Below are 21,887 nucleotides of genomic sequence, written 5' to 3' on the forward strand. Positions count from 1 at the left end.
CAGCGTGGCGCCACATGCCCCGGACCCGGAGGCGGAGGCGGTTCCGGGCGCGACGCGGAGGGACGTCCTTGTCGCCGGTCACGGCCCCTGTGACACTCAGGACATGTCACGACGCACGCAGGCGGAGCGGGACGCGATGACCGTCGAGATCGGCTACGCGCTCGTGAGCGGTGCCGTGGTGGCCGCGGTCACCTTCGCCGGGGTGTTCCTCCCCGCCGTGTTCCTCCAGCTGCCGGGCGGCGCCGAACACCTGCTGTCCCGGGCGGGCACCGTGCTCGGCGCGCTGGTGTTCGTCCTCCGGGTCGTGCACGTGCTGTGGCGTTTCCCCCGTGCGGCGGAGAAGCGCCGGCTGCGGCCCGCTCAGCCGAGCCAGCCGGGGCGCACGAGCCCCGACTCGTAGGCCAGCACGACGAGCTGGGCCCTGTCCCGGGCGCCCAGCTTCACCATGGCGCGGCTGACGTGGGTCTTCGCGGTGAGCGGGCTGACGACGAGTCTGCGGGCGATCTCCTCGTTGGTGAGCCCGATGCCGACCAGGGCCATGACCTCCCGCTCCCGCTCGGTCAGCTGGTCGAGGACGGTCGCCGCTGCGGGTTCCTTGGAGCGCGCCGCGAACTCGGCGATCAGCCGGCGCGTCACTCCCGGCGACAGCAGCGCGTCGCCGCCCACCACCGCACGCACCGCCCGCAGCAGCTCGTCCGGTTCGGTGTCCTTGACCAGGAAGCCGGAGGCGCCCGAGCGGATCGCCTCGAAGACGTACTCGTCGAGTTCGAACGTGGTGAGCATGACCACCTTCACCTCGTGGAGCGCGGGGTCACCGGTGATCGCACGGGTCGCGGCCAGACCGTCCAGGGTCGGCATCCGGATGTCCATGAGCACGGCGTCGGGGCGCAGTTCACGCACCAGGCCTACGGCCTCCGCACCGTCGGAGGCCTCGCCGGCCACCTCGATGTCGGGCTGGGCGTCCAGAAGTGCCCGGAACCCGGCCCGGACCAGCAGCTGGTCGTCGGCCAGCAGTACGCGGATCACGACGCGCCCTCCGACCCCGCCGCGTCCGGTGCGGCGCCCCGGCCGGGCTTCAGCGGGAGTTCCGCCGTCACCCGGAAACCGCCGTCGGGCCGTGGGCCGGCGGCGACCGTGCCCCCCAGAGCGGCGGCGCGCTCCCGCATCCCGATGAGTCCGTTGCCGCTGCCTCCCGCGTCGCCGCCGGTCGCCGGCCCCTCGTCGTCGACGACGAGCCCGAGGTGCTCCTCCCCGTACGTGACGCGGACGTGAGCGGTACGCGATCCGGAGTGACGCACCACGTTGGTCAGGGCCTCCTGCACGACGCGGAAGGCGGCGAGGTCGGCGCCGGGCGGGACCGGGCCGCGGTCTCCGTCGGTCTCGACCGTGACGGCGAGCCCTGCCCCCGCGGCCTGGTCGACCAGTTCGGGCAGCCGGTCGAGTCCGGGGGCGGGGGCGCGGGGGGCGTCACCCGGCGCCCGGAGGTTCTCCAGCACCTGGCGCACCTCGCCGAGCGCCTCCTTGCTGGCCGACTTGATCGTGGTGAGGGCCGTACGCGCCTGCTCGGGGTCGACGTCGAGCAGCGCCAGCCCGACCCCGGCCTGGACGTTGATGACGGAGATGCTGTGGGCCAGGACGTCGTGGAGTTCCCGGGCCATGCGCAGCCGTTCCTCGTCGGCCCGCCGCTTCTCCGCGGCAGCCCGCTCCGCCCTGGCCGCCGCCCACTGCTCACGGCGCACCCGGAGGAGCTCCGCCGCGGCGACGACCGCCACGGCCCAGGCCGTCACGAACGCTTCCTGGCTCCAGGGGGCCGGGCCGTCGCCGTCCGGCGGCAGCCATCGGTACAGCCAGTGCGCGGCCAGCAGATGCCCCGCCCAGAGTCCGCCCAGCGACCACCACGCGGCCGTGCGGTGCCCCGACACGATCGCGCTGAAGCAGCCGACGGCGACGGCGAGGAGGACGGGTCCGTACGGATACCCCAGCGCGAGATGGACGAGCGTCGCGGCGGACGTTCCGGCCACGGCGACGACGGGGTGACGGTGGCGCACGAGCAGCACCGCGACGGCCGCGAGCAGCAGCAGCCGCGCGACGAGGCCCAGCGGTTCGCGGCCCTGGCCGTGCGCCGCGACGCTGGTGCCGCCCATCACGATCACGCCGACCACGACCGTCGAGAGCCACGGGAGGCGGTCGCCCCGCGCTCCCGGACCGCCGGAGGGCCCGCCGCCGGCCGGCCGGCCGCGCCACGGTGGTCCGTGGACGGGCCACCGGCCGTCCGGGGCCGGGCGGGGGCCGGCGCCCGGGTGCGCTCGCTGCTGGTCCATACCGGCCACGCTAGACGCGCGGGCCGCCGGTGCACGTCAGCCGGGCGTGGTGGTCGCCCGTACTCCCTGTGGAGTACCCGTCCGGTCGGACGGCCCCGGTCCCGGCGCCTCCCTGCGTCAGGCTCCCGGGCCGTCGGCGCCGGTCGGAGCGCGGCCCTCCAGCAGTCCCACCGAGCGGCCGATCTCGTGCGCCGCGTGGCGGAAGAGCTGTTCGCGTGCCTCGACGACCCGGTTGAACTGGCCGAAGAGCTCGAAGGAGATCAGCCCGAAGAGCTGGGCCCATGCTGCGACGAGGGCGGCCACGACGGCCGGCGGGAGATCGGGGGCCAGATCGGCCGCCAGGCGTGCGGCCTCGGGACGCAGCCCGGGGTCCAGCGACGGAACGGCGAGGCCCTCGGCACGGTGGGCGTCGCGCACGACGCCGATGAGGACCAGGCCCACGCGGGACGCGGGACCGACCGTGTCCTGCGGGGCGGTGTAGCCGGGGACGGGCGAGCCGTAGATCAGCGCGTACTCGTGGGGGTGGGCGAGCGCCCACTCCCGTACGGCGCAGGCGACCGCCGTCCAGCGGGCGGCGTCGGGGCCGGGCCGGCCGTCGCCCTTCGCCCCGGCCGCCTCCGCGACCTCACCCACCGCGTCGTACGCGTCGACGATGAGAGCCGTCAGGAGGTCGTCGCGGCTCGGGAAGTAGCGGTAGAGGGCGGAGGACACCATGCCCAGCTCACGGGCCACCGCGCGCAGGGAGAGCTTCGCGGCGCCCTCGGCGGCGAGCTGTTTCCTGGCCTCGTCCTTGATCGCCGCGGTGACTTCGATGCGGGCGCGTTCCCTGGCCCCTCTGATGGTGCTCATGGGCTCCAGTGTGCCATGCGATCGGAGCGCCGAACACAAACGAGAGCACCGCTCTTGCTTTTGAGTGCCGCTTCCGTGCACACTGATCTCAAGCGAGAGCACCGCTCTCCCGGTGGAGCAGGAGTCACCCATGTCGCAGCAGCCGTACTACCTCCAGGCCAACGCCTTCGCCCAGCGGATGAACAACGTCGTCGGGTGGCTCGCCCGCCACGGCGTCAGCCTCCTCGGCTCCGCCGAGCTGTCGGTGCGGGGCCGCAAGAGCGGCCGGATGCAGCGCATCCCCGTGAACCCCCACCCCTACGAGGGCGCCCAGTACCTGATCTCCGCCCGCGGCCACTCCCAGTGGGTGCGCAACATGCGCGTGGCCGGGGGCGGAGAGCTGAAGGTGGGCCGGAAGGTCAGTGCCTTCACCGCCGTGGAGATCGCGGACGACGAGCAGAAGGCACGGATCGTCCGGGCCTACCTGAAGCGCTGGGGCTGGGAGGTCAACCAGTACTTCCAGGGCATCACCGTGAAGTCGACCGACGCCGAACTCCTCGCCGCCTGCCCCGACCACCCCGTCTTCCGGATCACGGTCGGGAGCTGACCCCGTCCGCTCCCCGGCGGTCCATCACATGGAGCGCCCGCTGGGCCAGCGGATGCGAACGGACGAGCTCGGCGAGCGAGGTCGTCCCCCGGGTGATCCCCGCGAAGGCGTTCCAGGCGGGGCGGAAGCCGGTCAGCACGGCGTGCAGGAGACCGGGGCGCCGCTCGAACAGCTTGAGCATGCGCCGCCCGACGCTCATCTCCACACCGAGTCCGGCCTTGATCGCGAACGCGTAGTTGAGCGCCTGCCGCCGGGCGTCGACCGCGTCGTGGGACTCCGCGATCCGCACCGCCCATTCACCGGCGAGCCGCCCGGAGCGCAGAGCGAAGGAGATGCCCTCCCTGGTCCAGGGTTCCAACAGGCCCGCCGCGTCACCGCAGACCACCACCCGTCCGCGGGAGAGCGGCGAGTCGTCGCTCCGGCACCGGGTGAGATGGCCGGAGGAGACCGTGGGCTCGAATCCGGCGAGACCGAGCCGGCCGACGAAGTCCTCCAGATAGCGCTTCGTCCCCGCTCCGTCGCCGCGCGCCGAGATCACCCCGACGGTGAGCGTGTCGCCCTTGGGGAAGACCCAGCCGTAACTCCCCGGCATCGGCCCCCAGTCGATGAGCACCCGGCCCGCCCAGTCCTCGGCGACCGTCTCCGGAACGGGGATCTCCACCTCGAGACCGAGGTCCACCTGGTCGAGCTTCACGCCGACATGAGCTCCTATGCGGCCCGCGCTGCCGTCCGCGCCGACGACGGCCCGGGCGAGCACCGTCTCACCGCCGGCGAGCACGACCGCGACCGTGCGCCGGTCGGGGACGGCGGGGCCGTGCTGCTCGACCCGTGTCACCGCCACACCCGTCCGCAGCTCGGCCCCCGCCTTCTGGGCCTCCTCCACCAGTCCGGCGTCGAACTCCGGACGGTTGATCAGCCCGAAGAGCATGCGCTTGGACCTGCGGGTGCGGGAGAGCTTCCCGTTGAGCGAGAAGGTGACCGCGTGGATCCGGTCCTTCAGGGGCAGTTCGAATCCGGGCGGCAGGGAGTCCCGCGAGAACCCGATGATTCCCCCGCCGCACGTCTTGTACCGGGGGATCTCCGCCTTCTCCAGCAACAGCACCCTGCGGCCCGCCACGGCTGCCGCGTACGCCGCGGACGCTCCGGCCGGGCCCGCGCCGACCACGACGACATCCCAGACCGAGGACTCCTGCGGTACCGACGACGACTCTTCCGGCTCACGTCCGGCGTCTGCGTTCTCGCTGCTCACGATGTGCTTCTGCTCCCGATCCGACCTGTGGCCCCAGTGCTCACGGCATCCTACGGCGCGTCGCGGCCGAACTCCGCTGTGGGAGGATCAGCCATGAATTCGTTGTACACGCAACGTCGCGTCCACGGCGTCGCCCCCGGCCGCGTACACACCGCGCCACAGTCCTAACGTCGCACCCACGAGGAGCGTGCCCATGACCGCCCGTCCGATTTCCGAGTCCGTCTCCTCGCTGATGCCCCGTGCGAAGACGGAGCTGGCCGAGCTGGTGGCCTTCCGGTCGGTCGCGGACCCCGCGCAGTTCCCCAGGAGCGAGTGCGAGGCGGCGGCCGGATGGGTCGCCGACGCGCTGCGCGCCGAGGACTTCCAGGACGTCGCCGTGCTCGACACCCCCGACGGCACCCAGTCGGTCTACGGCTACCTCCCCGGCCCGGCCGGCGCGCCCACGGTGCTGCTCTACGCGCACTACGACGTGCAGCCGCCGCTGGACGAGTCCGCGTGGCTCTCCCCGCCGTTCGAGCTGACGGAGCGGGACGGCCGCTGGTTCGGGCGTGGCGCCGCGGACTGCAAGGGCGGATTCATCATGCACCTGCTCGCGCTGCGCGCCCTCAAGGCGAACGGCGGAGTCCCGGTCTCGGTCAAGGTCATCGCGGAGGGCTCCGAGGAGCAGGGCACCGGCGGCCTCGAACAGTACGCCGAGGCGCACCCGGAGCTGCTGGCCGCCGACACGATCGTCATCGGTGACACCGGCAACTTCCGCGTCGGGCTGCCCACCGTCACCGCGACGCTGCGGGGCATGACCATGCTGCGCGTGACGCTGGACACCCTCGAAGGGAACCTGCACTCGGGGCAGTTCGGCGGCGCGGCCCCGGACGCCCTGGCGGCGATGATCCAGCTCCTGGCGTCGCTGCGGTCCGAGGACGGCACGACCACGGTCGACGGGCTCACGACCGACGCGGAGTGGGAGGGGCTCCAGTACCCGGAGGACGAGTTCCGCAAGGACGCCAAGGTGCTCGACGGCGTGGAGCTCATCGGGGCGGGCACGGTCGCCGACCGCATCTGGGCCCGGCCCGCGGTCACCGTCATCGGCATCGACTGCCCGCCGGTCGTCGGCGCCACCCCGTCGCTGCAGGCGAGCGCCCGGGCACAGGTCAGCCTGCGGGTGCCGCCCGGCCAGGACGCCGCCGAGGCCACGAAGCTGCTGACCGCCCACCTCGAGTCGCACGCCCCCTGGGGTGCCCGGGTCTCCGTCGAACAGGTCGGCCAGGGGCAGCCGTTCCGCGCCGACATCACCAGCCCGGCGTACACGTCGATGGCCGAGGCCATGCGGCAGGCCTATCCGGGTGAGGAGATGCAGGCCTCCGGCATGGGCGGCTCCATCCCGCTCTGCAACACCCTCGCCGCGCTCTACCCGCAGGCGGAGATCCTGCTCATCGGGCTGAGCGAGCCGGAGGCGCAGATCCACGCGGTGAACGAGAGCGTCTCCCCCCAGGAGCTCGAGCGGCTCTCGGTCGCCGAGGCACTGTTCCTGCGCACCTACGCGGAGTCCAAGAAGGGCTGAGGACACACCGGCCTCGGCGGTACGCGCCCAGCAGTACGCGCTCAGCGGCCGTCGCCCGGAGCAGAATTCCGGGCGACGGCCGCCGGCCGTCCGTACGTTCGCCGTACGGACACCGTCGAGGTACTCCACAACTGCACATGCTCAGCTTCCCGATCGGTCAGGCCTCCCCCGGCGGCACGGCGCGGAGATCCCGGCCCACCGGGCGGACGCCCCGTACGTCCGGAGCAAGGAGCCTGTCCCCGATCCTGTACCGCACGACTGGGAACGGCCCCCGTACGCGCGTGCGCTGACGGTCCTCAAGTCGCCGCCCACCCGGGTCGACCGCCCCACCGTCACCTGCTTCGGGCACGGTGACCCGCTCACCGTCGACGCGCCGGCCGTCCTGCGGGCCGCCACCCGGTGAACGGCGGCACCCGGGCGGCTACCGGCCGCCCACGGGCACCCCCGCCTCCAGATTCAGCACGGTGGACCGCTCCCGGGCGCGCAGCGCCCAGCGGAGCCGCTCGAAGCGGGTCGGCGGGAGCATCCCGGCTGCCTCCTGCTCGGTGACGAACCGCCAGTCGCGCAGCTCCGAGCCCGGCAGCAGCAGCTGTGCGGCCTCGTCGCCGCGCAGCCGGCCGCCGTCGAACAGGAAACGCAGTCCTCCGTACGCCGGCGGCTTCGGCGCCTCCCAGTCGACGACGAGGAGCTTCGGAACCGTCTCCAGACGAAGCCCGAGCTCCTCCGCGACCTCCCGGATCCCCGCTTGCGCCGGGGCCTCTCCCGCCTCCACCACGCCGCCGGGGAACTCCCAGCCCGGCTTGTAAGTGGGATCGACGAGCAGCACCCGGTCCTGCTCGTCGAAGAGCAGCACCCCGGACGCGACGGTCTCCGCACGCGGCTCGGGGGTCTGGACGATCCCGCACTCCCCGGCCTCACCGGTGCGCAGCGCCTCGGCGATCCGCTCGGCCGTCTCGTACGGGGTGAGCGCGCTGGTGTCGATCGTGTGGGCGTCGGCCCTGATCCACCCGAGCGCCGCCCGGTAGGGCTCGATGTGCTCGTAGGCCCACTGCCGGATCCGCTCGCTGCGCCCGGGGTCGTCGGCGCATTCCTCGCGCGCGGCGATCCGTCTGCGCAGGATCGTTTCCTCCGGTGAGAGCAGCACGTGGCACACCGGTATGCGCCGGGCGGCCAGTCCGCCGAATATCTCGTCGCGGTAGTCCTGCCTCAGCAGGGTCATCGGCACCACCAGTACCCCCGGGAGTTCCGCGAGAAGGGCTGCGGCCGTGTCGACCACCAGGCGCCGCCATATCGGCAGGTCCTGGAAGTCGTTCACTTCCGCGAGCTTCTTCTGCGGCAGCAGCCGGCTGAGCGCCCCGCCTGTCAGTTCGGGGTCGTAGAAAGTGCTGTTCGGGATCAGATCGATCAGTTCGCACGCGGCGCTGGTCTTGCCCGCACTGAACGCACCGTTGATCCAGACGATCACGGTTCCCCCTCTTCCGTAGCCCCCTGTGGCTTGCCCGCATCACCCCGCTCCGGAAACCCACCGGGGGAATGCGGTTGCGCCGGCGCGGCCGCCGGGGGCGTCACGCGGTGGAGGTCCGGACGCTCGCGCCGCCGTAACGGGTGGCGGCGGGACGTCGTTGGAACGGTCAGTCACTGGAACCACGAGGGGATGCGCGGTGCGTCGCACGGTACTTGAGCAGTTTCCCGCGGGAGGACCGCGGGGCAGCCGGCCGGCGGAGGAGTTCGCGGCGGCCCGCCGCGGTGAGGGCATGGCCGCCGAAGTCGTGATGGACCTCGAACGGGACGCCTTCCTCGTGGTGGTGCCCCAGCAGCCGGCGGACCGGAGCCGCTGACTCAGAGGGCCCGGCCCCGCCCGCGGCGCGTACGGGGACTACGGCGCGACGACCGCCCGCACACCGTTCGCGGAGCCGGAGCCGGAGCCGGACCGGATGGCCGAAGCCGCGGCGGCGGCGCCGACCAGCCCCGCGTCGGTGCCCATGACCGCGGAGGTCACGGTGAGGCCCTGGACGAAGGAGAGGGTCGCGTAGTCGCGCAGGGACCTGCGCAGCGGCGCGAAGAGCACCTCGCCGGCGCCGGCGACTCCCCCGCCGATCACGGCGATGTCGATGTCGGTCAGGGTGGCGGTGGCGGCGATCCCGGCGGCGAGCGCCTGGGCGGCCCTCTCGAAGGACGCGGCCGCGACGGGGTCTCCGGCGTGCGCGGCGGCGGCCACCGCGGCCGCGGTGGCATCGCCGTCCGGGCCGGGGCGCCAGCCGTTCTCCAGGGCGCGCCGGGCGATGTTCGGTCCGCTGGCGAGGCGCTCCACGCAGCCGCGCGCGCCGCAAGGGCAGAGGTCGCCGTCCAGGTCGACACTGATGTGGCCGATGTGCCCGGCGTTGCCCGAGGGTCCGGGGTGCAGCTTCCCTCCGAGCACGAGGCCACCACCGACGCCGGTGGAGACGACCAGGCACAGTGCGTTGTCGTAACCGCGGGCGGCGCCCAGCCAGTGCTCGGCCGCCGTCATCGCGACCCCGTCGCCGACGAGCGTGACCGGGAGGCCTCCGGTTGCCGCCGCCACCCGGTCGACCAGCGGGAAGCCCCGCCAGCCGGGGACGTTGACCGGGCTGACCGTGCCGGCCGAGGCGTCCACGGGCCCGGCGGAACCGATGCCGACCGCGCCGGCCCGGTGCCACAGCGGGGATGCCGTCAGCTCCGCCAGGACGTCGCCCACGGCGCCCATCACGGCTTCCGCGCCGTCACGGGCGGGGGTCGGGCGTTGCGCCCGGACGAGAAGGGATCCGCCTCCGTCCACCAACGCACCGGCGATCTTGGTACCGCCGATGTCGAGCGCGGCGACGAGGTCGGTAAGCATCGGTGTGGACTCTCCGGAGGGGTGAGGCGCAGGACCTGCGACTTCAGTCAGATGGTCCACCCAGTCTCCATTCTCTTGACAACGTTGTCCAGGGCCTATGCTCGACGCCACACCCTCCGGACCTCCCCGGCACCACCCGCGGAGCCCGGAATCACCCGTTCCCGACGACAGGACAGCGCACCGTGGCCGAGACCGCCCGCCATTCCGAGTCCCGCTACGGCAACAGGCCGACCATGAAGGACGTGGCAGCCCGCGCCGGAGTAGGCCTCAAGACGGTCTCCCGCGTGGTGAACAGCGAGCCCGGGGTCACCCCCGACACCGAGCGCCGCGTCCAGGAGGCCATCGAGGCGCTCGGCTTCCGCCGCAACGACAGCGCGCGCGTCCTGCGCAAGGGGCGCACCGCCTCCATCGGTCTCGTCCTGGAAGACCTGGCCGACCCCTTCTACGGCCCGTTGAGCCGCGCCGTGGAGGAAGTGGCCCGCGCGCACGGCGCCCTGCTGATCAACGGCTCCAGCGCCGAGGACCCCGAGCGCGAGCAGGAACTCGTCCTCGCGCTCTGCGCCCGCCGGGTGGACGGGCTCATCGTGATCCCGGCCGGTGACGACCACCGCTACCTCGAACCCGAGATGAAGGCGGGCATCGCGACCGTGTTCGTCGACCGCCCTGCGGGCCGGGTGGACGCGGACATGGTCCTCTCGGACAGCTTCGGCGGCGCACGCGCGGGAGTCGCCCACCTCATCGCGCACGGGCACCGCAGGATCGGCTTCATCGGCGACCAGCCGCGTATCCACACCGCGACGGAACGCCTGCGCGGGTACCATGCGGCACTGGCCGATGCCGGGATAGAGGTCGAGGATTCCTGGGTCTCCCTCGGCCCGACCGACCCGGCCCGTGTCCGGGCTGCCGCCGAGGCCATGCTGGGCGGCCCCGGGCCGGTGACCGCCCTCTTCGCGGGCAACAACCGCGTGACGGTCACCGCGGTCCGCGTCCTGGCCGAGTGCGACCGCAGGATCGCCCTGGTCGGCTTCGACGACATCGAGCTGGCCGACCTGCTCGGCATCACCGTGATCTCGCAGGACGCGGCGGCGGTCGGCCGCACCGCGGCGGAACACCTGTTCCGCCGCCTCGACGGCGCCGCGCACGCCCCGGCCCGGGTGGAGCTCCCCACCCGGCTCATCCCCCGCGGTTCGGGAGAGCTGCCACCGGCCTGAGGCAGTCCACGGCGCCGTCACCGCCCGGGAGGGGGTACGGCGCCGTCACCGCCGGAGGGGTCCTACGGCGCCGTCACGGTCAGCCCGCCGCGGCGGGGCGAGGCGAAGCCGTCCAGGTCCGCGCGGGTCAGCCCCGTGAGGCCGGTGACCTCGTCGGTGTCCAGGGCCCCGCAGTCGATGCCGCGCAGCAGGTAGCCGCTGAGCGCCTTCGCGGTGGCGGGCTCGTCCATGACGTCCCCGCCGGCCTTGGCGACATAGGCGGCGAGCCGGGAGGCGGCCTGGCCGAGGCCCTCCCGGTAGAAGGTGTAGACGGCGGCGTAACGGGTGGGCAGGTGCCCCGGGTGCATGTCCCAGCCCTGGTAGTAGGCGCGGGCCAGGGCGCGGCGGGTGAGGCCGTGATGCAGGCGCCAGGCGTCGTGGACCTGCGCGGTGGGCCCGACCGGGAGGACGTTCGTGGAACCGTCGCAGACCCGCACGCCGGTGCCCGCCGCGGCGACCTGCATGACCGCCTTGGCGTGGTCCGCGGCGGGATGGTCGCTGGCCTGGTAGGCAGGACTGACGCCCACGCACGCGCTGTAGTCGAAGGTCCCGTAGTGCAGGCCGGTCGCCCGTCCCCGCGCGGCGTCGATCATGCGGGCCACTGCGGCGGTGCCGTCGGCGGCGAGGATCGACTGGCTGGTCTCGATCTGGATCTCGAACCCGAGGCGTCCGGCCGGCAGGCCGTGGGTCTCCTCGAAGGCCTCCAGGAGGCGCACGAAGGCCGTGACCTGTTCGGGGTACGTCACCTTGGGCAGCGTCAGCACGAGCCCCTCGGGGAGGCCTCCGGCGCGCATCAGGCCGGTGAGGAAGATGTCGGTGGTACGGATGCCCCGGTCGCGCACGGCGGCTTCCATGCACTTCATCCGGATACCCATGTACGGGGCCGCGGTCCCGTCGGCGTACGCCTCGGCGACCAGGCGCGCCGCGCGGGCGGCGGCCTCGTCCTCCTCGGCGTCCGGGCGCGGTCCGTAGCCGTCCTCGAAGTCGATGCGCAGGTCCTCGACCGGCTCACGCTCCAGCTTGGCGCGCACCCGGTCGTGGACGGGTACGGCGAGCTCCTGGGGGATGCCGAGCACCTCGGCGAACGCGGAGGCGTCGGGGGCGTGCTCGTCGAGCGCCGCCAGCGCCTGGTCGCCCCACGTGCGCAGGGTGGTGGCGGTGAAGGCGTCGGCGGGGACGTAGACGGTATGGACGGGCTGGCGTGTGCCGGGGTCCCCCGGGTAGCGGCGGGCGAGTTCGGCGTCCACCGCCGTGAGGGAGGCGCTGATGTCCTGACCGACCGTGCCGGCGAGGCTCGTTGCCACCTTCTCCTGCTGACCCATGAACGTACCCTCCACGTGTTCAGAAATTTCCACTTCCCGGAATCTTTCATCCGCATAGTGAAGTTATAAGTCTCCAGGTCATGCGTCAATGGTGATCGGAAACGGCCCGGGGCCGCGCGGTGAGAACACCACGCGGCCCCGGGCCGTCGTACGGGCGGAGCTCCGGCCGGGTCAGCCCTTGCGGGTCTTGACCTCGTCGGTGAGCTGGGGGACGACGTCGAAGAGGTCGCCGACGACGCCGTAGTCGACGAGGTCGAAGATCGGGGCCTCGGCGTCCTTGTTGACCGCGACGATGGTCTTCGAGGTCTGCATGCCGGCCCGGTGCTGGATCGCGCCGGAGATGCCGGAGGCGATGTACAGCTGCGGGGAGACCGACTTGCCGGTCTGGCCGACCTGGTTGGTGTGCGGGTACCAGCCGGCGTCCACCGCGGCACGCGAGGCACCGACAGCGGCACCGAGGGAGTCCGCGAGCGCCTCGATGATCCCGAAGTTCTCGGCGCCGTTGACGCCACGGCCACCGGAGACGACGATCGCGGCCTCGGTCAGCTCCGGGCGCCCGGTCGACTCGCGCGGGGTGCGGGAGAGGACCTTGGTGCCGGTGGCCGTCGCGGAGAAGGAGACCGTGAGGGCCTCGACGGCACCCGCGGCCGGGGCGGCCTCGACGGCGACCGAGTTCGGCTTGACCGTGATGACCGGAGTGCCCTTGGAGACACGGGATTTGGTGGTGTACGAGGCGGCGAACGCCGACTGCGTCGCGACCGGGCCCGAGTCACCGGCCTCCAGGTCGACGGCGTCGGTGATGATGCCGGAACCGATGCGCAGCGCGAGGCGGGCCGCGATCTCCTTGGCCTCGGCCGAGGAGGGCAGCAGCACCGCGGCCGGGGACACCGCGTCGTAGGCGGCCTGCAGGGCGTCGACCTTGGGGACGACGAGGTAGTCGGCGAACTCCGGCGCGTCGGCGGTCAGGACCTTGACCGCGCCGTGCTCGGCGAGCGCGGCGGCGGTGTCGGCGGCACCGTTGCCCAGGGCGAGCGCGACGGGCTCGCCGATGCGGCGGGCGAGCGTCAGCAGCTCCAGGGTGGGCTTGCGGACGGCACCGTCCACGTGGTCGACATAGACGAGAACTTCAGCCATGGGACTTCAATCTCCTGCGTGCGAAAGAGGCGGGGCGGCGATGGAGGGAACGACCGGGGCTCAGATGAACTTCTGGCCCGCGAGGAACTCGGCCAGCTGCTTGCCGCCCTCGCCCTCGTCCTTGACGATCGTGCCCGCCGTGCGGGCGGGACGCTCGGCCGCGGAGTCCACCGCGGTCCAGGAGCCGCCCAGGCCGACCTCGTCCGCCTCGATCTCCAGGTCCTCCAGGTCCAGGGACTCCACCGGCTTCTTCTTCGCCGCCATGATGCCCTTGAACGACGGGTAGCGGGCCTCGCCCGACTGGTCGGTCACCGAGACCACGGCCGGCAGCGACGCCTCCAGCTGCTCGGACGCGGAGTCGCCGTCACGGCGGCCCTTGACCGTGCCGCCGTCGACCGACACCTCGGAGAGCAGCGTGACCTGCGGGACGCCGAGACGCTCCGCGAGCAGCGCCGGGAGCACACCCATCGTGCCGTCGGTGGACGCCATGCCGGCGATGACCAGGTCGTAACCGGTCTTCTCGATCGCCTTGGCCAGGACCAGGGACGTACCGATGACGTCGGTGCCGTGCAGGTCGTCGTCCTCGACGTGGACGGCCTTGTCGGCGCCCATCGACAGCGCCTTGCGCAGCGCGTCCTTGGCGTCCTCGGGACCCACCGTGAGCACGGTGATCTCCGCGTCGTCCGCCTCGCCGGCGATCTGCAGCGCCTGCTCGACCGCGTACTCGTCGAGCTCCGACAGCAGACCGTCGACGTCGTCACGGTCCAGGGTCAGGTCATCGGCGAAGTGCCGGTCGCCGGTGGCGTCGGGCACGTACTTCACACAGACAACGATCCTCAAGCTCACGCCGGCTCTCCTACTGCATCGTCATTTCTGGGCTGCCTTGTTGCACGCAGCATAGGCGCCTTATCGGGCGGTTTCCGGTCGGGGCGACCGTGCCCCCGGCTGAAATATTACTCGCCAGTACACCCAGTACGTTACCCATAAGCAAGCGCTTGGAACTGTGACGTAGCCAACGGCCTGGCCCCGGTGCCGCCTTGCCCGCCCTCAGTCTCGCAGAGCGGTGAACCGGCCTTGGTGGTAGACCAGCGGCCGGCCCCCTCCGGAGGAGTCCCCGGCCTCCACCCGGGCGATCACGATGCGGTGGTCACCTGCCGGGATCCGGGCCACCACCCGGCAGACCAGCCAGGCCACCACTCCCCCGAGGAGCGGCACCCCCTCCGGGCCGGTGCGCCAGTCGGTGGACGGGCCGAACCGGTCGGCCCCGCTGCGCGCGAACGTCGCGGCCAGCTCCGGCTGTTCCTCGCCGAGTATGTGCACGCCGATGTGCTCCGCCTCCGCGACCACGGGCCAGCTGGAGGACGAGGTGCCCACGCCGAAGGAGACGAGCGGGGGCTCGGCGGCGACGGAGTTGAGCGAGGTCGCGGTGAACCCGACCGGGCCGGCGCCCGCCGCGGTGATCACGGCGACCCCGGCGGCGTGCTGCCGGAAGACGGAGCGGAGGAGTTCGGGGGCAGCTGTCCGGGAGGTGCCGAGATCGGGGGAGGCCGTCATGGAGAGATCCTTCTGCGAGGAGGCGTACGGGGCCGTGGGGTCTTCAGGCACCCGGACAGCGCGCGCTCGCGTGGCGCACCAGGTCGACGTGGACCCGGCCGAAGAGAAGGAGTTCTGGCGGCATAGCGTCAGAGTGACGATGCGTGGTGTGCACAGTCAAGTGTGTCCCGCCATGTGGGAGATGCGTCACGGTCCGTCACATCGCCTGTCCCAGAGCGGCGACGACATCCGCCGTGCGGGGCTGCCCCACCGCCCGGCGCACCACCCTGCCCGCCGCGTCGAGCACCAGGACCGTGGGGGTCCGGGTGATGCCGAGAGCGCGTACGAGCGTGAGATGCGCCTCGGCGTCGATCTCGACGTGGGCGACGCCCTCGACCATGCCCGACACCTCCGCGAGCGTGCGCCGGGTGGCGCGGCACGGCTGGCAGAACGCGGTCGAGAACTGCACCAGAGTGGCCCGAGCCCCCAGTTCCGTGCCGAGTTGAGCCGCGTCCAGCGTGTCGACAGCCGCCTGCCCGTCCATCCCTGCCTCCCTCTCGGATCTCTGCGCAGAGCGTCAGCACCGTGCGACCGCATTACATTCCCGGAGGATTCACGTGACGAGAATCTCTCGCCCCGGGGCCTTTGGGGCTGGCCACGGCGTCGGACATGGGGCACGATCGCCACAATGCCGAAAACCTACGGCTGCGTAACTTCCGCCGGGAGAACCCTCCCCAGGCATTGAAGAAGGGTCTTCATCCAGATGGCAGAACTCGTCTATCGGCCGGTCATCGGCGCCGCTCGCACCCTGTTCAAGGCGCTCGACCTGAAGATCGACACCCAGGGTTCGGAGCACATCCCGAAGACCGGTGGCGCGGTTCTGGTCAGCAACCACATCAGCTATCTCGACTTCATCTTCACCGGCCTCGGCGCCCTGCCCCAGAAGCGGCTCGTCCGCTTCATGGCGAAGGAGTCGGTGTTCCGGCACAAGGTGTCCGGTCCCCTGATGCGCGGCATGAAGCACATCCCCGTCGACCGCAACCAGGGCGAGGACGCCTACGCGCACGCGCTCGCGTCCCTGCGCTCGGGCGAGATCGTCGGCGTCTTCCCCGAGGCGACCATCTCGCAGTCCTTCACCTTGAAGAGCTTCAAGTCGGGCGCCGCACGGCTGGCCCAGGAAGCCGGCGTCCCGCTGATCCCGATGGCGCTGTGGGGCACCCAGCGGCTGTGGACCAAGGGGCGCCCGCGCAACTTCCGGCGCAGCCACACCCCGATCACGATCCGCGTGGGCGAGCCCCTGGAGGCACCCACCGACCAGTACGCCGGGGCGATCACCCGTCGGCTGCGCGAACGCGTCCAGGAGCTGCTCGAAGCGGCGCAGCGGGCCTATCCGGTGCGGCCCAAGGACGCGGCCGACACCTGGTGGGTCCCGGCGCACCTCGGCGGTACGGCTCCGACGCCCGCAGAGGTGCGCGAGCACGGCTGACCGGCCGCCCGGCGGAGGAAACGTCACGCCGGGCCGCGGAACGCGTGGAGGGCCGGTCAGGAGCTCCTGACCGGCCCTCCACGCGTTCCGCTACTGCCGTGCCATCTCTTCCTTGAGCGCCAGCAGGAAGGCGTCGACATCGTCCTCGCGGGTGTCGAAGGCGCACATCCAGCGGACGTCGCCCGCCTTCTCGTCCCAGAAGTAGAACCGGAACCGCTTCTGCAGCCGTTCGGTCACCGCGTGCGGCAGCCGCGCGAAGACGGCGTTGGCCTGGACCGGGTGGAGGATCTCCACGCCGTCGACCGCCCGGACCCCCTCGGCGAGCCGCTGGGCCATGGCGTTGGCGTGGCGCGCGTTGCGCAGCCAGAGGTCCTTCGCGAGGAGCGCCTCGAGCTGCACCGAGACGAAACGCATCTTGGAGGCGAGCTGCATCGACAGCTTGCGCAGGTGCTTCATGGCCCGGACGGAGTCCGGGTCCAGCACGACGACGGCCTCCCCGAAGAGCGCGCCGTTCTTGGTGCCGCCGAACGAGAGGACGTCGACACCCACCGTGTTGGTGAACGTACGCATCGGCACGTCCAGCGACGCGGCGGCGTTGGCTATGCGGGCGCCGTCGAGGTGCACCTTCATGCCCCGCTCGTGGGCGTGGTCGCAGACGGCGCGGATCTCGTCGGGCGTGTAGACGGTGCCGAGCTCGGTGTTCTGGGTGATCGAGACGACCTGTGGCATGGCCCGGTGCTCGTCGTCCCAGCCGTACGCCTGCTGGTCGATGAGCTCCGGTGTCAGCTTGCCGTCCGGCGTCGGCACAGTGAGCAGCTTCAGTCCGCCCATCCGCTCCGGCGCCCCGCCCTCGTCGACGTTGATGTGGGCCGACTCGGCGCAGATCACCGCGCCCCAGCGGTCGGTCAGCGCCTGGAGGGCGAGGACGTTGGCCCCGGTGCCGTTGAAGACCGGGAAGGCCTCGGCGGTGGGGCCGAAGTGGCTGTGCATGACGCGCTGGAGGTGCTCGGTGTAGTCGTCCTCGCCGTAGGCGACCTGATGGCCTCCGTTGGCGAGGGCGAGGGCGGCGAGGACCTCCGGGTGCGCTCCGGCGTAGTTGTCACTGGCGAAACCGCGCACCTGCGGGTCGTGATGACGTCGCGCGTCGGTCCTTACGGTTGCGGGGTCAGCCACAGACGCTTTCCGTTCACTTCTCCGGCGGGCACGTCCCAGACACCGGCGATGGCCTCGGCCAGCTCCGTGACGTCCGTGAAGCCCGCGAACTTCGCATTCGGGCGCTCGGCGCGCATCGCGTCGTGCACCAGTGCCTTGACCACCAGGATCGCAGCCGCCGATGTGGGGCCCGCGTCGCCCCCCGCCTTGCGGAAGGCGTCGGCGAGGGCGAGCGTCCAGGCCTCGGCCGCCGCCTTGGACGCGGAGTAGGCCGCGTTGCCGGCGGTGGGGCTGCTCGCTCCGGCCGCGCTGATCAGCACGTACCGGCCACGGTCGCTCCGCTGGAGGACCTCCTGGAAGGCCAGCGAGGTGGACTGGACGGTACGGATCAGCAGTTTCTCGAGGAAATCCCAGTCGGCGAGACTGGTGTCCGTGAGGCCCGAGCCGCCGCGCCAGCCGCCGACGAGGTGGACCAGGCCGTCGACGCGCCCGAATTCCTTCTCCGTCTTGAGGGCCCACTCCCGCGCCGCCGCAGGGTCGAGAAGATCGACCGTGTCGCCGGTGACGGTCGCCCCGCCGTGGGCGTAGCGCGCGGCGTCGACCGCCTCCACGAGCCGTTCGGGATTCGCGTCGGAGGCGACCACGGTCGCTCCCGCCTCGGCGAGCCTGAGCAGCGTCGCCCGGCCCGCCGGACCCGCCGCCCCGGCCACCGCGATCACCGCGCCCTCGAGCACACCGCTGTCGGCCCCGACTGTTCCGTTCATGGCCACCGCCTCCTCAGAACCCGCGCTCACGCAGCTGCCCGCCCGGCGTCCGCCGCAGTGATCCCCTTGGTCGAGGCGATCACGTGCTTCAGCTTCTTGGAGAGCGCCTCATAGAACATGCTCAGGGGAAACTCGTCAGGAAGCACGTCGTCGACGAGCTTCCGAGGAGGCTGATCGAGGTCCAGGGCGTCCGGTCCCTTGGCCCAGCGGGATCCCGGATGCGGTGCGAGATAGGCCGAGACCAGGTCGTAGGCCGCGAACCAGTGCACCAGCTTCGGGCGGTCGATGCCGTCGCGGTAGAGCTGCTCGATCTCGCCGCAGAGCTGGTTGGTGACCTGCGGGGCGCGCGCCCAGTCGATCTTGAGGGTGTTGTCGGTCCAGCGGACGACGTCGTGCTTGTGGAGGTAGGCGAAGAGGAGCTGACCGCCGAGACCGTCGTAGTTGCGCACGCGCTCACCGGTGACGGGGAAGCGGAACATCCGGTCGAAGAGCACGGCGAACTGCACGTCACGCCCCTGCCCGAAGCCGTCGGCCTCCAGCTTCACGGCCTCCCGGAAGGCGGTGAGGTCGCAGCGCAGCTCCTCCAGGCCGTACATCCAGAACGGCTGGCGCTGCTTGATCATGAAGGGGTCGAACGGAAGGTCGCCGTGGCTGTGCGTACGGTCGTGGACCATGTCCCAGAGCACGAAGGCCTGCTCGCAGCGCTTCTGGTCGCCGAGCATCTCGCGGATGTCGTCGGGCAGCTCCAGGCCCAGCAGGCCGACCGACGCCTCGGTCACGCGGCGGAAGCGCGCGGCCTCGCGGTCGCAGAAGATGCCGCCCCAGCTGAAGCGCTCCGGCGCCTCGCGCACGGCGATGGTCTCGGGGAAGAGCACGGCCGAGTTGGTGTCGTAGCCCGAGGTGAAGTCCTCGAAGGTGATGCCGCAGAACAGCGGGTTGTCGTAGCGCGTGGCCTCGAGGTCGGCGAGCCACTCGGGCCACACCATCCGCAGCACGACGGCTTCGAGATTGCGGTCCGGGTTGCCGTTCTGCGTGTACATCGCGAACACGACCAGGTGCTGGAGGCCGTCGGCGCGGTCCCTGGCGGGCTGGAAGGCCAGCAGCGAGTCGAGGAAGTCCGGGACGTCGAAGCCACCCGCGGCCCACCGGCGGAGGTCGGTGACCAGTGCGCGGTGGTAGGCGTCGTCGTGCGGGAGCAGCGGGGAGAGCCGCTCGACCGCGGCGACCACGCGCTCGACGACGGCCCCGGCCGCCTCGGGGGACGGAGCGCCGTCCGCCGCGAAGTCGATGGAACCGTCCTTGGCCTGCCAGGGGCGGAGCTCCTCCACGGCACTCTTGAGCGCGGGCCAGGCCGGGTGCTCCACGACCCGCTGGGCGGCAGCTGTCCCGTCTATGGCGGGGGCTTGCTCAAGAATTTCCGTCATGACACTTCCTTCACGGGAGAACCTCGCGTCAAGCAACCGTATCCATGTTCGGTTCCTTCGGACAAGTGGAGGGCAGAAGATTATCCTGCCGACCCCCATCATCACCGTTATTTTTCCTGCCACACCTCGGTGTGACAACTTCTTCCGCCCGACCGACCGGGCAGAGGCCGTCCGCACGCGAGAACTGGTCCCCTGCGGGGTAGGAGCCGCACGCGGGGCGAACACACGGACGGAAGCGGGAGTGCCTTGACTTTTCTCACCATCGGTCATCGCGGGGTCATGGGCGTCGAACCGGAGAACACACTCCGGTCGTTCGCGCACGCGGAGCAGGCGGGCATGGACGCCGTCGAGCTGGATCTCCATCTCAGCAAGGACGGCGCGCTCGCCGTGATGCACGACGCCGCCGTGGACCGCACGACGGACGGGCACGGCCTGATCGCCGAGAAGACGCTGACGGAGCTGCGCGCGCTCGACGCCGGGCAGGGCGAGCGGGTACCCGTCTTCGAGGAGGTGCTCGACGCGGTCGGTTCGCCCCTCCAGGCCGAGATCAAGGACGTGGCGGCCGCCAGGGCGCTGGCCGAGGTGATGCTGCGACGCGATCTGGCGGGCCGCGTGGAGGTGTCCTCGTTCCACGACGAGGCGGTCGCCGAGATCGCGCAGCTGGTACCGGGGGTGCGGACGGTGCTCATCGCCAGCCGCTGGGAGGGCGACGTGGTGGACCGGGCGAAGGCGGCCGGCGCGGCGACGCTCGCCCTGAACATCCGGCGCCTGACCCTCGAGGTGGTCGAGCAGGCGCACGCGGAGGGCCTGAAGGTGATCGGCTGGGTGGTCAACACCCCGGACCACCTGCGTCTCGTCCGCGCGCTCGGACTGGACGGGGCGACGACCGACTACCCGGAGATCCGGCGCGCGGGCCGCTTCACCGCATGAGGGGCCCGCGCGTCCGAGGGGCCGGCCCGTCCCTGGGGCCCGCCCGAGGGGCCGGCCCGCCTGAGGTGGCGCGCGGACGCCGGTACTCCCCCGCGCGCCTTACAACTCCTTGACCAGCAGCTCGAAGGCGAGGTCGTCGCGCTGCGGGATGCCGAAGCGCTCCTCGCCGTACGGGAAGGGGGAGAGCTCTCCCGTACGGCGGTAGCCCCGGCGCTCGTACCAGGCGATGAGCTCGTGACGGACCGAGATCACCGTCATGTGCATCTCGCCGACGCCCCACTCCTCACGGGCCGTGTGCTCCGCCTCGGCGATGATCACCTTGCCGAGGCCGGCGCCCTGCAACTCGGGCCTGACCGCGAACATGCCGAAGTACGCGGCCTTCCCCCGGTGTTCGAGCTGGCAGCAGGCGACCACGAGGCCGTCCTGTTCGGCGACGAGGACCCGGCCGGAGGGGGTCGTGATCACCTCGCGCACCCCTTCGGCGTCGGTGCGCTGCCCCTGGAGGATGTCCGCCTCACTGGTCCACCCGGCCCGGCTCGCGTCGCCCCGGTAGGCGCTCTCCACGAGCCGCACGAGGACCGGCACATCGTCCTCGGTCGCGTCGCGGAAGGTCAGTTCTGCCCGTGGCGTGGCCGGTGCGATGTCCATGTGGTTCTTCCTCCGTGGTGTGCTGCCGCTGTGCGTTCCCGAGACTAACCCGGCCGCGACCGCCCCCCGCAGGCCCCGGGCGCGCTCCCCCAGTACCTCAATGCGCCCCGGTAGGAGCATCCGGGACGGGGCATCGATGGGGACGACACCGGCGTGATTCGCCGTAGGGGGAGGTGCACCGTGCACGGACCGGCGCTGTCCGGCTGGCTGCTCATGGCGTTGTGCGGGGCCACGGGGGCTTACTGCCTCCTGCGGACCCGCACCGGCACCGAGCGGGAACGGAGATCGGCGCGTGCGGAGGCGCTGATGGGGTTCGGGATGGCCGCGATGGCGGTGCCCGCGGCCCTGTACACCCTCCCGGAGTGGATGTGGGTGGTGTACGCGGTGGTCTTCGGCGCGGCGGCTCTGCACGCGGTCGTGCACGCCAGGGACGGCGGGCACCATCTGCACCATCTGGTGGGTTCGCTCGCCATGGTCTACATGGCCCTGGCCATGGCGCCGGGCGCCGCCCACGCGACGGGAGGCGGCCACTCCGGCCACGGAGCCGGGACGGCCGGATCCGCGGGAGGCGTGCCCGCGCTGACGGGAGCGCTGCTGGTGTACTACGGGCTGTACGTCCTGCGTTCGGCGGGCCGGCTGATACCCGCGCCCGCCGGTGTGTCCGTCGGCGGTGGTGGAGGCGTCATGACGGGCCCGGGCCCCGGCGAGCGGACGGATCTCGCCCTGGCGTGCAGGATGGCCATGGGGACGGCCATGTTCACCATGCTGCTCACCCTGTGAGACAGCGGGCCCGCCGCCCCGTGTCGTACGTCACTTGGCGCGCG

Annotated in this window: 23 protein-coding genes; 8 read left to right on the forward strand and 15 right to left on the reverse strand. The window is 72.0% G+C overall.

What is annotated here, in order from left to right; all coding sequences use genetic code 11:
• Nucleotides 1-103 precede the first annotated feature (103 nt).
• The gene (locus tag OG488_RS03620) at nt 104-400 is read left to right on the forward strand and encodes a DUF6332 family protein (protein WP_329225825.1); all 297 of its coding nucleotides are present in this window, start codon (nt 104-106) and stop codon (nt 398-400) included.
• Here the strand turns inward: OG488_RS03620 and OG488_RS03625 are convergent.
• From OG488_RS03625 to OG488_RS03635, 3 genes are all read right to left on the reverse strand, one after another.
• Nucleotides 361-1,026 carry a response regulator transcription factor gene (locus tag OG488_RS03625; RefSeq protein WP_329225826.1) on the reverse strand — a complete coding sequence of 222 codons (666 nt, stop codon included), beginning with the start codon at nt 1,024-1,026 and terminating at the stop codon, nt 361-363. The two genes, OG488_RS03620 and OG488_RS03625, sit on opposite strands and share 40 nt — an antisense overlap.
• Nucleotides 1,023-2,321 carry a sensor histidine kinase gene (locus tag OG488_RS03630; protein ID WP_329225828.1) on the reverse strand — a complete coding sequence of 433 codons (1,299 nt, stop codon included), beginning with the start codon at nt 2,319-2,321 and terminating at the stop codon, nt 1,023-1,025. Before OG488_RS03630 ends, OG488_RS03625 begins: the two co-directional genes overlap by 4 nt.
• Before the next feature lie 117 nt (nt 2,322-2,438).
• Nucleotides 2,439-3,170 carry a TetR/AcrR family transcriptional regulator gene (locus tag OG488_RS03635; protein WP_329225830.1) on the reverse strand — a complete coding sequence of 244 codons (732 nt, stop codon included), beginning with the start codon at nt 3,168-3,170 and terminating at the stop codon, nt 2,439-2,441.
• Between the two features lie 130 nt (nt 3,171-3,300).
• Between OG488_RS03635 and OG488_RS03640 the strand changes: the two genes are divergently transcribed.
• The gene (locus OG488_RS03640) at nt 3,301-3,756 is read left to right on the forward strand and encodes a nitroreductase/quinone reductase family protein (RefSeq protein ID WP_329225832.1); all 456 of its coding nucleotides are present in this window, start codon (nt 3,301-3,303) and stop codon (nt 3,754-3,756) included.
• Here the strand turns inward: OG488_RS03640 and OG488_RS03645 are convergent.
• Nucleotides 3,740-5,005 (reverse strand): geranylgeranyl reductase family protein, encoded by a 1,266-nt coding sequence (locus tag OG488_RS03645; RefSeq protein ID WP_329225833.1) that lies wholly within the window; start codon nt 5,003-5,005, stop codon nt 3,740-3,742. The genes OG488_RS03640 and OG488_RS03645 overlap by 17 nt on opposite strands.
• A gap of 193 nt (nt 5,006-5,198) precedes the next feature.
• On the opposite strand from OG488_RS03645, the gene OG488_RS03650 reads away from it, so the two are divergent.
• Complete coding sequence (locus OG488_RS03650; RefSeq protein ID WP_329225835.1) at nt 5,199-6,563, forward strand: dipeptidase; 1,365 nt, start codon at nt 5,199-5,201, stop codon at nt 6,561-6,563.
• 421 nt (nt 6,564-6,984) lie between these two features.
• Here the strand turns inward: OG488_RS03650 and OG488_RS03660 are convergent, their stop codons facing one another.
• Entirely contained in the window at nt 6,985-8,028 is a 1,044-nt protein-coding gene (locus OG488_RS03660; RefSeq protein WP_329225836.1) for an NUDIX hydrolase, read from the reverse strand.
• A 196-nt stretch (nt 8,029-8,224) separates the two neighbouring features.
• On the opposite strand from OG488_RS03660, the gene OG488_RS03665 reads away from it, so the two are divergent.
• A complete protein-coding gene (locus OG488_RS03665; protein ID WP_329225838.1) occupies nt 8,225-8,401 on the forward strand; it encodes a hypothetical protein in 177 nt (58 codons plus the stop codon).
• A 38-nt stretch (nt 8,402-8,439) separates the two neighbouring features.
• Here OG488_RS03665 and OG488_RS03670 read toward each other — a convergent pair whose 3' ends face one another.
• Nucleotides 8,440-9,420 carry an ROK family protein gene (locus OG488_RS03670; protein WP_329225840.1) on the reverse strand — a complete coding sequence of 327 codons (981 nt, stop codon included), beginning with the start codon at nt 9,418-9,420 and terminating at the stop codon, nt 8,440-8,442.
• Nucleotides 9,421-9,602: 182 nt separating this feature from the next.
• Between OG488_RS03670 and OG488_RS03675 the strand changes: the two genes are divergently transcribed.
• Nucleotides 9,603-10,631 (forward strand): LacI family DNA-binding transcriptional regulator, encoded by a 1,029-nt coding sequence (locus OG488_RS03675; RefSeq protein WP_329225842.1) that lies wholly within the window; start codon nt 9,603-9,605, stop codon nt 10,629-10,631.
• A gap of 62 nt (nt 10,632-10,693) precedes the next feature.
• Here the strand turns inward: OG488_RS03675 and OG488_RS03680 are convergent, their stop codons facing one another.
• The 5 genes from OG488_RS03680 to OG488_RS03700 form a co-directional block, all read right to left on the reverse strand.
• The gene (locus OG488_RS03680; RefSeq protein ID WP_329225843.1) at nt 10,694-11,992 is read right to left on the reverse strand and encodes a DUF6986 family protein; all 1,299 of its coding nucleotides are present in this window, start codon (nt 11,990-11,992) and stop codon (nt 10,694-10,696) included.
• 171 nt (nt 11,993-12,163) lie between these two features.
• Nucleotides 12,164-13,126 (reverse strand): electron transfer flavoprotein subunit alpha/FixB family protein, encoded by a 963-nt coding sequence (locus tag OG488_RS03685; protein WP_329225845.1) that lies wholly within the window; start codon nt 13,124-13,126, stop codon nt 12,164-12,166.
• A 60-nt stretch (nt 13,127-13,186) separates the two neighbouring features.
• On the reverse strand, nt 13,187-13,972 hold the full coding sequence (locus tag OG488_RS03690) for an electron transfer flavoprotein subunit beta/FixA family protein (protein ID WP_329225848.1): 786 nt from the start codon (nt 13,970-13,972) through the stop codon (nt 13,187-13,189).
• Between the two features lie 201 nt (nt 13,973-14,173).
• Entirely contained in the window at nt 14,174-14,680 is a 507-nt protein-coding gene (locus tag OG488_RS03695; protein WP_329225850.1) for a flavin reductase family protein, read from the reverse strand.
• A 196-nt stretch (nt 14,681-14,876) separates the two neighbouring features.
• A complete protein-coding gene (locus OG488_RS03700) occupies nt 14,877-15,203 on the reverse strand; it encodes a TlpA family protein disulfide reductase (protein WP_329225852.1) in 327 nt (108 codons plus the stop codon).
• A gap of 219 nt (nt 15,204-15,422) precedes the next feature.
• On the opposite strand from OG488_RS03700, the gene OG488_RS03705 reads away from it, so the two are divergent.
• Nucleotides 15,423-16,145 (forward strand): lysophospholipid acyltransferase family protein, encoded by a 723-nt coding sequence (locus OG488_RS03705; protein ID WP_329225853.1) that lies wholly within the window; start codon nt 15,423-15,425, stop codon nt 16,143-16,145.
• 90 nt (nt 16,146-16,235) lie between these two features.
• On the opposite strand, the gene OG488_RS03710 is transcribed toward OG488_RS03705, so the two are convergent.
• From OG488_RS03710 to OG488_RS03720, 3 genes are read right to left on the reverse strand one after another with little or no spacing between them, the layout of a single operon-like run.
• Nucleotides 16,236-17,318: a threonine aldolase family protein gene (locus tag OG488_RS03710; RefSeq protein WP_329225855.1), complete on the reverse strand. Its 1,083-nt coding sequence runs from the start codon at nt 17,316-17,318 to the stop codon at nt 16,236-16,238.
• Nucleotides 17,297-18,061 (reverse strand): SDR family oxidoreductase, encoded by a 765-nt coding sequence (locus OG488_RS03715; protein WP_329225857.1) that lies wholly within the window; start codon nt 18,059-18,061, stop codon nt 17,297-17,299. Before OG488_RS03715 ends, OG488_RS03710 begins: the two co-directional genes overlap by 22 nt.
• 26 nt (nt 18,062-18,087) lie before the next feature.
• Entirely contained in the window at nt 18,088-19,485 is a 1,398-nt protein-coding gene (locus tag OG488_RS03720) for a DUF6421 family protein (protein ID WP_329225859.1), read from the reverse strand.
• A gap of 246 nt (nt 19,486-19,731) precedes the next feature.
• Here OG488_RS03720 and OG488_RS03725 point away from each other — a divergent pair, with 246 nt between their 5' ends.
• Complete coding sequence (locus tag OG488_RS03725; RefSeq protein ID WP_329225861.1) at nt 19,732-20,415, forward strand: glycerophosphodiester phosphodiesterase; 684 nt, start codon at nt 19,732-19,734, stop codon at nt 20,413-20,415.
• A gap of 99 nt (nt 20,416-20,514) precedes the next feature.
• Here OG488_RS03725 and OG488_RS03730 read toward each other — a convergent pair whose 3' ends face one another.
• On the reverse strand, nt 20,515-21,063 hold the full coding sequence (locus OG488_RS03730; RefSeq protein ID WP_329225863.1) for a GNAT family N-acetyltransferase: 549 nt from the start codon (nt 21,061-21,063) through the stop codon (nt 20,515-20,517).
• Nucleotides 21,064-21,243: 180 nt separating this feature from the next.
• Between OG488_RS03730 and OG488_RS03735 the strand changes: the two genes are divergently transcribed.
• On the forward strand, nt 21,244-21,843 hold the full coding sequence (locus tag OG488_RS03735; RefSeq protein WP_329225865.1) for a DUF5134 domain-containing protein: 600 nt from the start codon (nt 21,244-21,246) through the stop codon (nt 21,841-21,843).
• Nucleotides 21,844-21,887 lie beyond the last annotated feature (44 nt).

It is taken from the genome of Streptomyces sp. NBC_01460, assembly GCF_036227405.1.
Taxonomy (GTDB): Bacteria; Actinomycetota; Actinomycetes; order Streptomycetales; family Streptomycetaceae; genus Streptomyces.

Bases quoted from the DNA above. Each gene is read 5' to 3' on its own strand.
- OG488_RS03620 (WP_329225825.1), top strand. From the start codon at position 104: ATGTCACGACGCACGCAGGCGGAGCGGGACGCGATGACCGTCGAGATC.
- OG488_RS03630 (WP_329225828.1), bottom strand. From the start codon at position 2,321: ATGGACCAGCAGCGAGCGCACCCGGGCGCCGGCCCCCGCCCGGCCCCG.
- OG488_RS03635 (WP_329225830.1), bottom strand. From the start codon at position 3,170: ATGAGCACCATCAGAGGGGCCAGGGAACGCGCCCGCATCGAAGTCACC.
- OG488_RS03640 (WP_329225832.1), top strand. From the start codon at position 3,301: ATGTCGCAGCAGCCGTACTACCTCCAGGCCAACGCCTTCGCCCAGCGG.
- OG488_RS03650 (WP_329225835.1), top strand. From the start codon at position 5,199: ATGACCGCCCGTCCGATTTCCGAGTCCGTCTCCTCGCTGATGCCCCGT.
- OG488_RS03670 (WP_329225840.1), bottom strand. From the start codon at position 9,420: ATGCTTACCGACCTCGTCGCCGCGCTCGACATCGGCGGTACCAAGATC.
- OG488_RS03680 (WP_329225843.1), bottom strand. From the start codon at position 11,992: ATGGGTCAGCAGGAGAAGGTGGCAACGAGCCTCGCCGGCACGGTCGGT.
- OG488_RS03685 (WP_329225845.1), bottom strand. From the start codon at position 13,126: ATGGCTGAAGTTCTCGTCTATGTCGACCACGTGGACGGTGCCGTCCGC.
- OG488_RS03695 (WP_329225850.1), bottom strand. From the start codon at position 14,680: ATGACGGCCTCCCCCGATCTCGGCACCTCCCGGACAGCTGCCCCCGAA.
- OG488_RS03700 (WP_329225852.1), bottom strand. From the start codon at position 15,203: ATGGACGGGCAGGCGGCTGTCGACACGCTGGACGCGGCTCAACTCGGC.
- OG488_RS03705 (WP_329225853.1), top strand. From the start codon at position 15,423: ATGGCAGAACTCGTCTATCGGCCGGTCATCGGCGCCGCTCGCACCCTG.
- OG488_RS03715 (WP_329225857.1), bottom strand. From the start codon at position 18,061: ATGAACGGAACAGTCGGGGCCGACAGCGGTGTGCTCGAGGGCGCGGTG.
- OG488_RS03720 (WP_329225859.1), bottom strand. From the start codon at position 19,485: ATGACGGAAATTCTTGAGCAAGCCCCCGCCATAGACGGGACAGCTGCC.
- OG488_RS03730 (WP_329225863.1), bottom strand. From the start codon at position 21,063: ATGGACATCGCACCGGCCACGCCACGGGCAGAACTGACCTTCCGCGAC.